The organism is Pseudomonas paraversuta (assembly GCF_904063065.1).
Lineage (GTDB): Bacteria > Pseudomonadota > Gammaproteobacteria > Pseudomonadales > Pseudomonadaceae > Aquipseudomonas > Aquipseudomonas paraversuta.
In genome coordinates this window covers 233,865-247,350 of the sequence record NZ_CAJFCL010000007.1, presented here as the reverse complement: position 1 = coordinate 247,350, position 13,486 = coordinate 233,865, and the positions used below count along the sequence as shown (strand labels likewise).

The following is a 13,486-nucleotide window of genomic DNA, read 5'->3' as shown; positions in this document are numbered from 1 at the left end:
CCCGGCGCAAGCCGGGCCTGATTGGCATTATTTTTCTGCGCGTCCCACGAGGCCCAGCATGCATATCAAACTCGCCAACCCCCGTGGCTTCTGCGCCGGGGTGGACCGGGCGATTGAAATCGTCAATCGCGCTCTGGAAGTATTCGGTCCGCCTATCTATGTTCGCCACGAAGTGGTGCACAACAAATTTGTCGTCGAAGACCTGCGCTCCCGTGGCGCAATCTTTGTTGAAGAGCTGGACCAGGTGCCGGACGATGTAATCCTCATTTTCAGTGCCCACGGTGTTTCCCAGGCTGTGCGTACCGAGGCTGCAGGCCGTGGCCTTAAAGTGTTCGATGCCACCTGTCCGCTGGTTACCAAGGTGCATATCGAAGTAGCCCGCTACAGCCGTGACGGCCGCGAATGCATCCTGATCGGCCATGCCGGTCACCCGGAAGTCGAAGGCACCATGGGTCAATACGATGCCAGGAATGGCGGCGCCATTTACCTGGTCGAAGATGAAAAAGATGTCGCCAACCTGAATGTGATCAACCCGGAAAAACTGGCGTTTGTTACTCAGACCACCTTGTCGATGGACGATACCAGCCGGGTGATCGACGCTCTTCGCGCGCGTTTTCCGGCAATTGGCGGTCCGCGCAAGAATGACATCTGCTACGCCACGCAAAACCGCCAGGACGCCGTCAAGCAACTGGCTGACGAGTGTGATGTGGTGTTGGTGGTGGGCAGCCCCAACAGCTCCAACTCCAACCGTCTGCGTGAGTTGGCCGAGCGCATGGCAACCCCGGCGTACCTGATTGATGGTGCCGAAGACCTGCAGCAAAGCTGGTTTGAAGGGGTCGAGTCGATTGGTATCACGGCGGGTGCTTCGGCGCCTGAAGTGCTGGTTCGCGGCGTGATACGCCAATTGCATGCCTGGGGCGCAACGGGTGCCGATGAATTGGCCGGTCGCGAAGAGAACATTACATTCTCCATGCCTAAAGAGCTGCGCGTTCGCTCGCTGCTTTAAGCGCATAAATCTTGCGCCGCCTGATTGCGGCGCAAGCTGATACGCCCACTTTTTGCCAGTACCACTTGATAGTGACTCAGGGCTGTCTGTGCCTGGCAAACATGCAACGTCCCGGCCTGAAACGCTCCGCCGATCAGCAAAGGTTCACCCAGCGGGTTGAACCGGACGTAGCTCTTAACGGGCGTATTACCGGCAATCGGTACCTGAAAGCTGCCTTGCCTCTCGGCCAGCACCGGATTGTCCGGATCGAGATGGCCCTGGCCGCTCAGATCCAGAATGGTCTTCCAGCCTCGGCTCCAGTCTTGTTCCTGTGCCTGTACGATCACGTATTGATGGCGTACCAGCGCCTCGCTGCGGGCATTGCGCAGGCTGCCGGCCAGTTGCTCCGCCATGCCCAGGCGCCGTTGCTGTTCTATAAGTGTGTTGTAGACCGGGCTCGCGAACTGGGCGGTCAGCGCAACGATCAACAGCGTGAATGACAGTTGGATCAGGCTCATGCCTCGTTGCTTCATGATGTCCTCCGTGACCATGCGCAATCCTTGCGCCCTTTGATGTATAGATCAGAAAAAAGACGACCTGGCCGGGCAACGGTTTCATCATGTTTAAGCTGTATTGCCTGTCCCATGGCGTACTTGATCAGACGAACTGTCCTCGCGCGTCTTAGGCGCACTCCTACATGTAGAACCATCTCGCCAGACTAGGCTCTGGTTATGGCGACGCAGGACGTGGCGCCAGGAAAATGCTCAGGGATGGCACACATGTTTCGATCTGAAAAAAACCGTCAAACCGGAATGACCCTGATCGAGGTTCTGGTCGCGACGTTGATTTTATCCGGGGGCCTGCTGGGGGGCGCCGTGGCTCAGCTCAATGCCCTCAAACACACTGACAGCGCAATGATGAGCACCCAGGCCAATTTTATTGCCTACGACATGCTCGATCGGATTCGTGCCAACGCTGGCGCGGACTACAGTTTTTCAGGGGCGGACCTGCAGCAGGGGGTTGCCGGCCCGGGGAGCGTGCTGGGGCAGGATCTGAATGATTTCAAACGCAATATTCTTCAGTTCGGCGGTGCAAGTGCCAAGGGAGCCATCGCGCTCAGTGGTCAGCAGGTGACCATCACCCTGGAGTGGGATGACTCGCGCGCCAGCAATAGCCCCGGTTCGCTTCGAACCTTTACGCTGACCAGTCGAGTGGCAGCAGATGCCATTGAGCGTGCGTCGTGAGGCGTCCTGAAGCGGGGTTTGGCCTGATTGAGCTGATGCTGTCGCTGGGGTTGGGTTTGCTGGTGGTGCTGGGGCTGACCGAAGTTTTTTTAAGCGCGCGCGAAACCTACGCCAGCCAGCGATCATCCGCGTCGCTACAAGAAGACGCGCGCTACGTGCTGAGCAAAATCGCTCAGGAAGTTCGTATGGTCGGCATGTTCGGGTGTCTGTCGACTGATCGCATCATTGATGCACCTTCCGCTTTTCAGAGACCTATCTCCTGGCAGGGGCCGAAGGGATCCAGGTCGTTACATATGATCAGCGCTGACATAGGCCTTCAGGGGGCAAAGCCCGACTGGACCGTCATATCCGACTGTACGACGTTCGCGCAGGCATACAGCGGGGCGCGACTGTCTCTGGCGCCCGGTGAAATAGCCTTTGCCCTGCGTGAGCTGCATTACCGTTTTGAAAACGGGCAATTGAAGTCCGGGGCCAATAATGCCGTGTTGCTGGACAATGTGGCCGCGTTTGACGTGAGCTTTGGGGTGGCCGATTCCTCGAGCACGCAGTCAGTTTTGCGCTATGAAGACAGTCCTGCCGATGTGGCCGGTATCCGCAGCGTGCGTATCGCCCTGGTCTTGCGAGATCCCGGGGGGCGGGTAAAAGATCAGGGCTATAACGTGTTGGTGGCTCTACGTAATCGACTGGCGTAGGGCGCGTCATGTGTTTTTCTTCGAGCACGCAACGCGGCGTGGCGCTATTGGCCAGTATGGTTTTCTTGCTGTTACTCACTCTGCTTGGCCTGACCGCCATGGAGACTGCAGTGCAGCAGGAGAAAATGACCGGCAGCGTCCAGCATGCCAATCATTCATTTCAGGCTGCCGAAACTGCACTGCGCAGCGGTGAGTCCTGGGTGGCTCTGCAGTGGTCCGCAATCGCGGTCTGCAGCTCACCTGCAAGATGCGCCCCGCCAGCAGAGGTGCGCACTCAGCTATCACCCGGAATACACCCGGTATCCGCAGTTCACTGGATAGGCGCTGCGGATGGGCTCTACGGTGTCCAGAACCTTGGTTTGAGCATTGCCCCGGCAGATTTTCCTGCGACCACTTTGACCCGTTTGTACCGCGTCACGGGCATTGGCCTGTACGGGCAGTCACGTACCGTCCTGGAGAGTGTTTATGCGCATTATCAGGACGTGGATGCCGAAGAGGGTGGGGCAGGCTCCCGGCAATTGAGCAGGATCATGTGGCGGCAAATCCAGTAGGAGGGCGTGATGCGCAGGCACGGGGCAGGCTTTACCCTGATCGAACTCGTTATCGTGGTGGCAATCGTCGGTTTTCTTGGGGCAGTGGTTTATCCGGTTTACAGCGGCTCGGTCCAGCGTGCCTACCGCGCTCAAATAGTGGTCTTGTTGTCGGAGCAATCCCAAAGTCTGGAGCGTTTTTATACGAAAAAAGGTTTATACAGTGGGGCGGAAAATCTTGGTTCGGGCAACGAGCACTATCTGATTACCCACGACCTCGCTGATCATGCCTTCTTGCTGACGGCTACCCGCAGAGCGGGCTCGTCCATGGCGGACGATGCGTGTGGGAATTTCACCTTGGCCCATACCGGTTTGACCGCAATTACCCAGGCCGCTCCGGACCTGACAGTGCGGCAGTGTTGGGGGCGCTAACAATTTATTTTCATTTTGGGCTGAGTTGATTGATGGCTAAGCAACAACGCGTAGTGATTGTAGGGGGCGGCGTTATCGGGCTGCTGACAGCGTTCAATCTGGCAGCCGAAGTCGGGCAGGTAACCCTTCTTGACCAGAGTGCTGTAGGGCAGGAGTCCTCCTGGGCCGGTGGCGGGATCGTTTCTCCGCTTTATCCCTGGCGCTACAACCCGGCTGTTACAGCCCTGGCTCACTGGTCGCAGGACTTTTATCCACAGTTGGCAGAACGTTTGTTTGCCGCTACAGGTGTTGATCCTGAAGTTCACACCACCGGTTTGTACTGGCTTGACCTTGAAGACGAGGCGCAAGCCCTGGTGTGGGCCAAGCGTGAAGGCCGGCCCTTGAGTACGGTCGAAATCTCTGCGGTTGAAGGGGCGGTACCGGTATTGGGGGGCGGTTATTCAAGGGCCATTTACATGGCCGAAGTGGCCAATGTGCGTAATCCGCGGCTGGTTAAATCACTGAAGGCCGCGTTGCAAGCCATGCCCAATGTCACCATCCATGAGCAGTGCGAGGTTCTGGGGTTTATCCGTGAGGGCGAGAATGTCTGCGGCGTGAGCACGGCTCAGGGGGACATTCGCGGCGATGAGGTGGTGCTGGCGGCAGGTGCCTGGAGCGGTGAACTGCTCAGTAGTCTGGGCCTTGAATTGCCGGTAGTGCCTGTCAAAGGGCAGATGATTCTTTACAAGTGCGCACCTGACTTCTTGTCCTGCATGGTGCTGGCCAAAGGACGCTACGCGATTCCGCGGCGTGACGGGCATGTCTTGATTGGTAGCACCCTCGAGCACGAAGGTTTCGATAAAACCCCGACCCGAACAGCCCTGGAAAGCCTGCAGGCGTCTGCGATCGAGCTGATTCCGGCTCTGGCCGGTGTGCAGCCGGTGGGGCATTGGGCGGGATTACGGCCGGGCTCGCCTGAGGGAATTCCATATATTGGCCGGGTCGCAGGTGTTGGCGGGTTGTGGCTTAACTGCGGGCACTATCGCAATGGGCTGGTACTGGCTCCGGCGTCCTGTCAGTTGTTCGCCGACTTGCTGCTGGGGCGTGAACCGATCATCGATCCGGCGCCCTATGCACCGCAAGGACGCATCCAGAATATCGCTTGAAGCCTGTGGGAGCCCGCAATTGGCGGCTATTGCCGGCAAGCCGGCTCCCGCAAGTCCGGGGTGCTGGCTTTAATCCCGGGGCTTTGGTCCTTGTTCCAGATGGTTTTGCGTGCAATACCACTCTTGCTGCTGGTGCAGGGCGCGATCGCGGGGCAGGTGAACTCCGCAGTGGGCGCAACGAACCATGGGTTGAGCACCCGGGTCGACCGGGTTCTTAGTGGTTGCCAGCCCGGCTTTGTACTTGCGCCAAAACCACACGCCAGCAGCAATCAAAGCAGCCCAGATCAGTAAACGAAGCATGGTTATTCGCTATTCGAGAAAAGATGCGCCAGTTTAGCCAAGCTATTGGCAGGCGCACAGGACCAAATCGAACATAAAAAAAGAGCCCCGCAGGGCTCTTTTTACATGGGCTGGACGATTAGTCGAACAGACCCAGGGTCATGTAGCTGAACCAGGAGCGGCTTGGACCTTCCGGCTCAGGGTCCGGAATGACATTGCCGTCAGCATCTTTAGGCTTCAGATCAGACGGGATCGCGTCTTTGGCATCCTGATACTGCTTCTTGATATCCAGGTTGGCACGGGTTTCACCCGGTGGCAGCGGTGTGCTGGATTCGATCAGGCCCAGTGTGGCCTTGCTCAACCAGGAGCGGTTATCCGAGTCGGAAACCTGTGGCACAAACTGACCGTCAACCAGGCTTGGGTGGTTCGGGTAGTTGTCTTTCAGTACTTCGAGGCTGGTGTTGGCCAGTTGATCGAGGTGCATGCGCTGATAGGACTCAACCATCACCGCAAGCCCGTCGCCGACTGCAGGGGTTTCCTGGAAGTTTTCGACCACATAGCGACCACGGTTGGCAGCAGCTACATAGGCCTGGCGGGTCAGGTAGTAGTCGGCTACGTGGATTTCATACGCAGCCAGCAAGTTACGCAGATAGATCATGCGTTGCTTGGCGTCGGGAGCGTAGCGGCTATTCGGGAAGCGGCTGGTGAGCTGGGCAAACTCGTTGTAGGAGTCGCGTGCAGCTCCAGGGTCGCGCTTGGTCATGTCCAGCGGCAGAAAGCGGGCCAGCAGGCCTACGTCCTGGTCAAACGAAGTCAAACCTTTGAGGTAATAGGCGTAATCAACGTTTGGATGCTGTGGGTGCAGGCGAATGAATCGCTCGGCAGCGGACTTGGCAGCTTCCGGTTCGGAGTTCTTGTAGTAGGCGTAGATCAGTTCGAGCTGGGCCTGATCGGCATAGCGTCCGAACGGATAGCGCGACTCTAAAGCCTTCAGCTTGGCGGTAGCACTGGTATAGCTGTGGTTATCCAGGTCGGCCTGCGCCTGCTGGTACAGCTCGACTTCGCTCAGGTTGTCGTCCACGACTTCTTTTGTCGACGAGCAGGCGGCGGTCAGTGCGAGGATGGCGATCAGCAGCAGGTGTCTCACTTGCATGGCGGCTTGCGTCCCTATGACGGCCGCTGTCTTGGGCGGGTCCGTCCTGTTATGATGAGCGCCCCGTGAAAAGCCTCGGGGCAAAAGACGCCGTATTTAACCACAAGCGCGCAGCCGAAACCAAAGGCTTGGCGCGGTCCTGATGAGCATGTCCGAGAAAATTCAACTTCGCGAAGAGGTGCCGTCCGAACTGGGTGGCCAACGCCTCGATCAAGTCGCCGCACAATTATTCGCTGAGCACTCGCGCTCGCGCCTTTCCGCCTGGATCAAAGACGGCCGCCTCACTGTGGACGGAGCGGTCATCCGCCCCCGTGACATCGTGCATGGTGGCGCCATCCTGGAGTTGACTGCCGAGCAGGAAGCCCAGGGTGAGTGGGTCGCCCAAGACATTCCTCTGGATATCGTTTACGAAGACGATGACATCCTGGTTATCAACAAGCCTGCCGGCTTGGTGGTACACCCGGCTGCCGGGCATGCCGACGGTACTTTGCTCAATGCGTTGCTGCATCACGTACCGGACATTATTAATGTACCGCGTGCGGGGATCGTGCACCGTCTGGACAAAGACACCACCGGTCTGATGGTGGTCGCCAAGACCATCCAGGCGCAGACGCAACTGGTTACACAGTTGCAGAGCCGCAGTGTCAGCCGAATCTATGAGTGCATTGTCATTGGTGTCGTTACTGCCGGGGGCAAGATCGATGCGCCCATCGGCCGTCACGGCCAGCAACGCCAGCGTATGGCGGTAATGGAAGGCGGCAAGCAGGCGGTGAGTCATTACCGTGTGCTTGAGCGTTTCCGTTCCCACACCCATGTGCGGGTCAAGCTGGAAACCGGTCGTACGCACCAGATTCGTGTGCATATGTCCCACATCAACTTCCCGTTGGTCGGAGACCCTGCCTATGGCGGTCGCTTCCGTATCCCGCCGGCAGCCAGTGTGACGATGGTCGAATCCCTGAAAAACTTCCCGCGTCAGGCTCTGCACGCGCGCTTCCTTGAGTTGGATCATCCGACGACCGGTAAGCGCATGAGCTGGGAATCGCCACTTCCGGACGATTTTGTCTGGCTGTTGACGTTGCTCAAGCAAGACCGAGAGGCATTTGTCGGGTGAACACCTTCCTGATTCCTGACTGGCCAGCGCCGGCAGGCATCAGGGCCTGTGTGACCACCCGTGCGGGCGGCGTCAGTCTGGCGCCGTTCGACAGCTTCAACCTGGGCGACCATGTCGACGACGATCCCGTAGCCGTTGCACATAACCGCCAGCGCCTGACCCATGTTTTCGACGTACAGCCCGCTTGGCTCAGCCAGGTTCACGGGGTTGTGGTCGTGCCTGCCAATCCTGAACGTATCGTCGAAGCGGACGGCAGCTGGACAGCCACGCCCGGTATTGCCTGTACGGCGATGACGGCAGATTGCTTGCCCGTGCTGTTCTGCGATCGCGCCGGAACCCGGGTTGCTGCCGCCCACGCCGGTTGGCGCGGGCTGGCAGCAGGCGTACTTGAAGCAGCAGCCCTGAGTCTCAATGTTGAGCCCCGGGAGATTCTGGTATGGCTGGGCCCGGCGATTGGCCCCAAGGCATTTGAAGTCGGTGCCGAGGTGCGGGAAGTCTTTATAAATGACCTGCCCGATGCTGATGCCGCCTTTGTGCCCAGCATCAATCAAGGTCGTTTTATGGCCGATATCTATGAGCTGGCGCGCCTGCGTCTGGCTCGCATGGGGATTGGCGCGGTCTACGGCGGTGGTTTTTGCACCGTGAGCGACCCGCGTTTTTACTCCTACCGGCGCAGTCCTCGTACTGGCCGTTTCGCATCTCTGGTCTGGATCGAAAAGACCGCCTAGCTGATCTACGTCACTTCCTTCAGGCTTGAAACTCCCGGAATTGCCCGCATCTACTATGGTATCTGGCAGGTTTCTTCATTCAGGAGTTTCCATCCCTCCGGCCTGCTCATAAGGAAGGTGACGAATGCGTATAGATAGATTAACCAGCAAGTTGCAATTGGCCTTGTCCGATGCTCAGTCATTGGCTGTAGGCCTTGACCATCCGGCCATTGAGCCGGCGCACTTGATGCAGGCATTGCTGGATCAGCAGGGCGGTTCGATCAAGCCGCTGCTGATGCAAGTCGGTTTTGATGTAAACAGCCTGCGTAAAGAGCTGACCAAAGAGCTCGATCAGTTGCCAAAAATCCAGAATCCTACTGGCGACGTGAATATGTCGCAGGATCTGGCTCGTCTGCTGAATCAGGCAGACCGTCTGGCCCAGCAAAAAGGCGACCAGTTCATCACCAGTGAAATGGTGTTGCTGGCGGCGATGGACGACAACAGCAAACTGAGCAAGTTGTTGCTGGGGCAGGGCGTGAGCAAGAAAGCCCTGGAAAACGCCATCAACAACTTGCGCGGCGGCGAAGCGGTCAACGACCCGAACGTCGAAGAGTCGCGTCAGGCGCTGGATAAATACACCATCGACCTGACCAAGCGTGCCGAAGAAGGCAAGCTCGATCCGGTGATCGGTCGTGACGATGAAATTCGCCGCACCATTCAGGTGTTGCAGCGCCGGACTAAAAACAATCCGGTCCTGATCGGCGAGCCTGGTGTGGGTAAAACTGCCATTGCCGAAGGCTTGGCGCAGCGGATCATCAATGGCGAAGTGCCTGATGGTCTCAAGGGCAAGCGCCTGCTGTCGCTGGACATCGGTGCATTGATTGCCGGTGCCAAGTTTCGCGGTGAGTTTGAAGAGCGTCTGAAAGCGCTGCTTAACGAACTGTCGAAGCAGGAAGGGCAGATCATCCTGTTTATCGACGAGCTGCACGTGATGGTCGGTGCCGGTAAGGGTGAAGGCGCAATGGATGCGGGCAACATGCTCAAGCCTGCGCTGGCCCGGGGCGAGTTGCATTGCGTGGGTGCGACCACGCTCAACGAATACCGCCAATATATCGAGAAGGACGCGGCTCTTGAGCGCCGCTTCCAGAAAGTGCTGGTTGAAGAGCCGAGTGAAGAAGACACCATCGCAATTTTGCGGGGTCTGAAAGAGCGCTATGAAGTTCACCACAAGGTGGCTATCACCGACGGTGCAATCATTGCCGCGGCCAAACTCAGCCATCGCTATATCACTGATCGCCAATTGCCGGACAAGGCGATTGACCTGATCGACGAGGCTGCCAGCCGTATCCGCATGGAGATCGACTCCAAGCCGGAAGTGCTGGACCGTCTGGAGCGTCGCTTGATTCAACTGAAAGTTGAAGCTCAGGCGCTGAAGAAAGAAGAGGATGAGGCGGCGAAAAAACGTCTCGAGAAATTGCAGGAAGAAATCGAGCGCCTTGAGCGCGAGTATTCCGACCTGGAAGAAATCTGGACCTCGGAAAAAGCCGAAGTGCAGGGTTCTGCCCAGATCCAGCAAAAGATCGAGCAAGCGCGTCAGGAACTCGAAGTGGCGCGCCGCAGCGGCAACCTCAACCGCATGGCCGAGTTGCAGTACGGGGTTATTCCCGATCTGGAGCGCAGCCTGCAGATGGTCGACGAGCACAGCAGCAAAACTGAGAATCAGTTGTTGCGCAGCAAAGTGACCGAAGAGGAGATCGCCGAGGTCGTGTCGAAGTGGACCGGTATTCCGGTATCCAAGATGCTCGAAGGTGAGCGCGACAAGCTGATGAAGATGGAAAGCTTGCTGCATGAGCGTGTAATTGGTCAGGACGAGGCTGTTGTGGCCGTGTCCAACGCGGTTCGCCGTTCCCGTGCCGGCTTGAGCGACCCGAACCGTCCAAGCGGCTCGTTCATGTTCCTGGGCCCGACCGGTGTGGGTAAAACCGAGTTGTGCAAGGCGCTGGCAGAGTTCCTCTTTGATACTGAAGAGGCGATGGTGCGGATCGACATGTCCGAGTTCATGGAGAAACATTCCGTGGCTCGACTGATTGGTGCGCCACCAGGCTATGTGGGCTACGAAGAAGGCGGATACTTGACCGAAGCTGTACGGCGCAAGCCTTACTCGGTAATCCTGCTGGATGAAGTCGAGAAGGCCCACCCGGATGTGTTCAACGTGCTGTTGCAAGTGCTTGAAGACGGTCGCCTGACTGACAGCCACGGTCGTACAGTGGACTTCCGCAACACGGTGATCGTGATGACCTCCAACCTGGGCTCTGCACAGATCCAGGAGCTGGTGGGTGATCGCGAAGCACAACGGGCTGCGGTAATGGATGCGGTGAGTACCCACTTCCGTCCGGAGTTTGTGAACCGGATCGACGAAGTGGTGATCTTCGAGCCTCTGGCCCGTGATCAGATCGCCGGCATTGCCGAGATCCAGTTGAGCCGTCTGCGCAGTCGTCTGGCAGAACGCGATCTGAGTCTGGAGCTGGACAAGGATGCTCTGGAAAAACTGATCGCAGTAGGTTACGACCCGGTATATGGCGCACGGCCACTGAAACGTGCGATCCAGCGCTGGATCGAAAACCCGCTGGCACAACTGATTCTTTCGGGTCAGTTCATGCCTGGCACCACTGTGACAGCGAGCGTAAAAGACGACGAAATCGTCTTCGCGTAAGCTCCGGCGCCAGTGTTTTAAGGAAGGCCTCGCATTGCGAGGCCTTTTTTTACTTAGGGTGTTGATCTGTAAGGAAAACGCTTGTAAGATGCGCCCCGCAGTAAGTCACCCGCAACGGCAACTTGGCCCAAACCAAGAAGCCCGCTAGAAGAGCTAAATCATTGTCTTCTAACGAAAAATAAGGGTTGACAAGGGTTTGAAAGGTTGTAGAATGGCCCGCCTCAGAGACGCCAACGTAGAGATACGCTGAAGTCAACGAGGGTTGCAAAGAGTCACAATGTTGTAGATTGAAATATGTAGTTCCGCGATAGCTCAGTTGGTAGAGCAAATGACTGTTAATCATTGGGTCCCTGGTTCGAGTCCAGGTCGTGGAGCCATTTTCAAACCGGGGTATAGCGCAGTCCGGTAGCGCGCCTGCTTTGGGAGCAGGATGTCAGGAGTTCGAATCCCCTTACCCCGACCATTTTTGGGTCGTTAGCTCAGTTGGTAGAGCAGTTGGCTTTTAACCAATTGGTCGTAGGTTCGAATCCCACACGACCCACCATTTTTGGCTTCAGTTAGTTCTGGAGCTAGATCTTAAGATCAGAGGCCAAAAGCACTGATCGCAGAAGGCGCCTCTAGAAGGTGCCTTTTTTTTACCGGGGTATAGCGCAGTCCGGTAGCGCGCCTGCTTTGGGAGCAGGATGTCAGGAGTTCGAATCCCCTTACCCCGACCATTTTCAGCCCAGCAGTAGCGGGTGCGAAAATAAGGCACTGATGACATTCTCATCAGCGGCCAATAAAAAAAGCGACCTTCGGGTCGCTTTTTTTATGCCTGCGAAAAACTGGACGGGTTGGCATGGGGCTTTGTGGGAGCTGACTTGCCAGCAATGAAGACACCTGGTCAGGCCGGCTCCCACATATTCGGCGTGCAACAAGCCGGCGCAGTTTGTGGTGCGTAATTATGCTCTCTGAGCATCAGCCGCCCCTGTAGGAGCGAGCTTGCTCGCGAGCTGTTCGAAAATGCCCCGAGCAAGCGCCTGCAGGTTTAGTGGTGATCAGTGCAGTTTCAGCCGTGGCTCGGTACCGCGTCCGATCCTGCTCTGTAGGAGCGAGCTTGCTCGCGAGCTGTTCGAAAATGCCCCGAGCAAGCGCCTGCAGGTTTAGTGGTGATCAGTGCAGTTTCAGTCGTGGCTCGGTACCGCGTCCGATCCTGCTGCCGAGCATCAGCATCAAGGTGCGGAACGTACCGTACAGCGCCATTTGGTGCATGCGGTACAGCGAGATGTAAAACATCCGGGCCAGCCAGCCTTCCAGCATGACGCTTCCCATCAGGCTACCCATCAAGTTACCCACAGCCGAGAAGCTCGACAGTGAAATGAGCGAGCCGTAATCACGGTAGTGGTAATCAGGCAGTTGCGACTTGCCTTCAATCCGCAGTTTCAGCGACTTGGCCAGCAGCGAGGCTTGCTGGTGGGCAGCCTGGGCGCGAGGTGGGACCATCTTGTCGGTACCCGGCTGCGGGCAGGCAGCACAATCGCCAAAGGCAAAAATGTTGTCGTCGCGGGTGGTTTGCAGCGTAGGGCGAACCACCAGCTGGTTGATGCGATTGGTTTCCAGCCCTGCAATTTCTTGAAGAAACCCCGGTGCGCGGATCCCTGCCGCCCAAACCTTCAGGCTCGCAGGAATGACCTGACCGTCCTTGGTGATCAAGCTGTCAGCAGTCACTTCGCTCACCGCTGAGTTGGTCAGAACGGTGACCCCGAGCTTCTCCAGGGTTTTATGCACAGGGCCGCCAATGCGTTCCGGCAACGCGGGCAAAACCCGTGGCCCGGCTTCAATCAGGGTGATGTGCATGTTTTCCGGCTTGATGCGGTCCAGGCCATATGCGGCCAGTTCATGTGCCGCGTTATGCAGTTCGGCGGCCAGCTCGACACCGGTCGCGCCGGCGCCGACGATGGCCACACTGATCTGCTCGACCACATCGGTTTGCCCGGCATGGGCGCGCAGATAATGGTTAAGCAATTGCTGATGAAAACGCTCGGCTTGCTTGCGGGTATCCAGAAACAGGCAATGCTCAGCCGCGCCCTTGGTCCCGAAGTCGTTGGTGGTGCTGCCCACCGCAATCACCAGCGTGTCGTAGCCCAGCTCGCGGGCGGGCACCAGTTCCTGACCATTTTCGTCGAGAGTTGCCGACAATGAGATCTTTTTCTGCTCACGATCCAGCCCGCTCATACGGCCCAGCTGAAATTCGAAATGGTTCCATTTGGCCTGGGCGACGTAGTTGAGCTCGTCTTCGGAGGAGTTCAGCGACCCTGCCGCAACTTCATGCAGCAGCGGTTTCCAGATGTGGGTCAGGTTGGCATCGACCAGCATCACGCTGGCTTTGCCGCGTTTGCCCAGGGTCTTGCCCAGGCGGGTAGCCAGCTCCAGACCGCCGGCACCGCCGCCGACGATAACAATACGATGGTTCATAGGTATCACTCACAAGGCTTGAAAAATTCTGTGTTGCAACG

The 13,486-nt window shown here is 57.6% G+C and carries 13 protein-coding genes and 4 tRNA genes; 13 read left to right on the top strand and 4 right to left on the bottom strand.

The genetic code is table 11. The features are described 5' to 3' along the window. The first annotated feature begins 58 nt into the window (after positions 1–58). Complete coding sequence (ispH, locus tag JQ845_RS16160; RefSeq protein WP_003443885.1) at positions 59–1,006, top strand: 4-hydroxy-3-methylbut-2-enyl diphosphate reductase; 948 nt, start codon at positions 59–61, stop codon at positions 1,004–1,006. On the opposite strand, the gene JQ845_RS16155 is transcribed toward ispH, so the two are convergent. Then, positions 1,003–1,518, bottom strand: a complete 516-nt coding sequence (locus tag JQ845_RS16155; protein ID WP_236010218.1) for a GspH/FimT family pseudopilin — start codon at positions 1,516–1,518, stop codon at positions 1,003–1,005. The genes ispH and JQ845_RS16155 overlap by 4 nt on opposite strands. 237 nt (positions 1,519–1,755) lie before the next feature. Between JQ845_RS16155 and pilV the strand changes: the two genes are divergently transcribed. Genes pilV through thiO form a run of 5 tightly spaced genes read left to right on the top strand, consistent with a single transcriptional unit; the run spans position 1,756 to position 5,028 of the window. Beyond that, positions 1,756–2,229, top strand: coding sequence for a type IV pilus modification protein PilV (pilV, locus tag JQ845_RS16150; protein WP_003443879.1), 474 nt, complete (start codon positions 1,756–1,758; stop codon positions 2,227–2,229). Beyond that, positions 2,226–2,921 carry a hypothetical protein gene (locus tag JQ845_RS16145; protein WP_003443878.1) on the top strand — a complete coding sequence of 232 codons (696 nt, stop codon included), beginning with the start codon at positions 2,226–2,228 and terminating at the stop codon, positions 2,919–2,921. The genes pilV and JQ845_RS16145 overlap by 4 nt, the downstream gene beginning before the upstream one ends. An 8-nt stretch (positions 2,922–2,929) precedes the next feature. Beyond that, positions 2,930–3,472, top strand: coding sequence for a pilus assembly PilX family protein (locus JQ845_RS16140; protein ID WP_127196774.1), 543 nt, complete (start codon positions 2,930–2,932; stop codon positions 3,470–3,472). Positions 3,473–3,481: 9 nt separating this feature from the next. Beyond that, a complete protein-coding gene (locus JQ845_RS16135; protein ID WP_203009255.1) occupies positions 3,482–3,883 on the top strand; it encodes a type IV pilin protein in 402 nt (133 codons plus the stop codon). A 32-nt stretch (positions 3,884–3,915) separates the two neighbouring features. Beyond that, positions 3,916–5,028 carry a glycine oxidase ThiO gene (gene thiO, locus JQ845_RS16130; protein WP_003443872.1) on the top strand — a complete coding sequence of 371 codons (1,113 nt, stop codon included), beginning with the start codon at positions 3,916–3,918 and terminating at the stop codon, positions 5,026–5,028. A gap of 69 nt (positions 5,029–5,097) precedes the next feature. On the opposite strand, the gene JQ845_RS16125 is transcribed toward thiO, so the two are convergent. Together JQ845_RS16125 and JQ845_RS16120 are read right to left on the bottom strand one after the other, a co-directional pair. Continuing rightward, on the bottom strand, positions 5,098–5,328 hold the full coding sequence (locus tag JQ845_RS16125; RefSeq protein WP_003443869.1) for a PP0621 family protein: 231 nt from the start codon (positions 5,326–5,328) through the stop codon (positions 5,098–5,100). Between the two features lie 118 nt (positions 5,329–5,446). Continuing rightward, positions 5,447–6,460 carry an outer membrane protein assembly factor BamD gene (locus tag JQ845_RS16120; protein WP_203009254.1) on the bottom strand — a complete coding sequence of 338 codons (1,014 nt, stop codon included), beginning with the start codon at positions 6,458–6,460 and terminating at the stop codon, positions 5,447–5,449. 148 nt (positions 6,461–6,608) lie between these two features. On the opposite strand from JQ845_RS16120, the gene rluD reads away from it, so the two are divergent. The 7 genes from rluD (at position 6,609) to JQ845_RS16085 (ending at position 11,707) form a co-directional block, all read left to right on the top strand. Continuing rightward, positions 6,609–7,571, top strand: a complete 963-nt coding sequence (rluD, locus tag JQ845_RS16115) for a 23S rRNA pseudouridine(1911/1915/1917) synthase RluD (protein WP_003443864.1) — start codon at positions 6,609–6,611, stop codon at positions 7,569–7,571. Next, positions 7,568–8,299 (top strand): peptidoglycan editing factor PgeF, encoded by a 732-nt coding sequence (gene pgeF / locus JQ845_RS16110; protein WP_203009253.1) that lies wholly within the window; start codon positions 7,568–7,570, stop codon positions 8,297–8,299. Before rluD ends, pgeF begins: the two co-directional genes overlap by 4 nt. Positions 8,300–8,423: 124 nt before the next feature. Continuing rightward, the gene (gene clpB, locus JQ845_RS16105; RefSeq protein WP_003443858.1) at positions 8,424–10,991 is read left to right on the top strand and encodes an ATP-dependent chaperone ClpB; all 2,568 of its coding nucleotides are present in this window, start codon (positions 8,424–8,426) and stop codon (positions 10,989–10,991) included. 301 nt (positions 10,992–11,292) lie between these two features. Beyond that, positions 11,293–11,368, top strand: a tRNA-Asn gene (locus JQ845_RS16100). A gap of 9 nt (positions 11,369–11,377) precedes the next feature. Then, a tRNA-Pro gene (locus tag JQ845_RS16095) sits at positions 11,378–11,454 on the top strand. 5 nt (positions 11,455–11,459) lie between these two features. After that, positions 11,460–11,535: transfer RNA gene (locus JQ845_RS16090), tRNA-Lys, on the top strand. Between the two features lie 95 nt (positions 11,536–11,630). Then, positions 11,631–11,707: transfer RNA gene (locus JQ845_RS16085), tRNA-Pro, on the top strand. A gap of 436 nt (positions 11,708–12,143) precedes the next feature. Here the strand turns inward: JQ845_RS16085 and JQ845_RS16080 are convergent. Then, positions 12,144–13,445, bottom strand: coding sequence for an NAD(P)/FAD-dependent oxidoreductase (locus JQ845_RS16080; RefSeq protein ID WP_003443854.1), 1,302 nt, complete (start codon positions 13,443–13,445; stop codon positions 12,144–12,146). Positions 13,446–13,486 lie beyond the last annotated feature (41 nt).

Excerpts from the sequence above, each read along its gene's own strand:
- ispH (WP_003443885.1), top strand. The coding sequence starts at position 59 with ATGCATATCAAACTCGCCAACCCCCGTGGCTTCTGCGCCGGGGTGGAC.
- JQ845_RS16155 (WP_236010218.1), bottom strand. The coding sequence starts at position 1,518 with ATGAAGCAACGAGGCATGAGCCTGATCCAACTGTCATTCACGCTGTTG.
- pilV (WP_003443879.1), top strand. The coding sequence starts at position 1,756 with ATGGCACACATGTTTCGATCTGAAAAAAACCGTCAAACCGGAATGACC.
- JQ845_RS16140 (WP_127196774.1), top strand. The coding sequence starts at position 2,930 with ATGTGTTTTTCTTCGAGCACGCAACGCGGCGTGGCGCTATTGGCCAGT.
- JQ845_RS16135 (WP_203009255.1), top strand. The coding sequence starts at position 3,482 with ATGCGCAGGCACGGGGCAGGCTTTACCCTGATCGAACTCGTTATCGTG.
- thiO (WP_003443872.1), top strand. The coding sequence starts at position 3,916 with ATGGCTAAGCAACAACGCGTAGTGATTGTAGGGGGCGGCGTTATCGGG.
- JQ845_RS16125 (WP_003443869.1), bottom strand. The coding sequence starts at position 5,328 with ATGCTTCGTTTACTGATCTGGGCTGCTTTGATTGCTGCTGGCGTGTGG.
- JQ845_RS16120 (WP_203009254.1), bottom strand. The coding sequence starts at position 6,460 with ATGCAAGTGAGACACCTGCTGCTGATCGCCATCCTCGCACTGACCGCC.
- rluD (WP_003443864.1), top strand. The coding sequence starts at position 6,609 with ATGTCCGAGAAAATTCAACTTCGCGAAGAGGTGCCGTCCGAACTGGGT.
- clpB (WP_003443858.1), top strand. The coding sequence starts at position 8,424 with ATGCGTATAGATAGATTAACCAGCAAGTTGCAATTGGCCTTGTCCGAT.
- JQ845_RS16080 (WP_003443854.1), bottom strand. The coding sequence starts at position 13,445 with ATGAACCATCGTATTGTTATCGTCGGCGGCGGTGCCGGCGGTCTGGAG.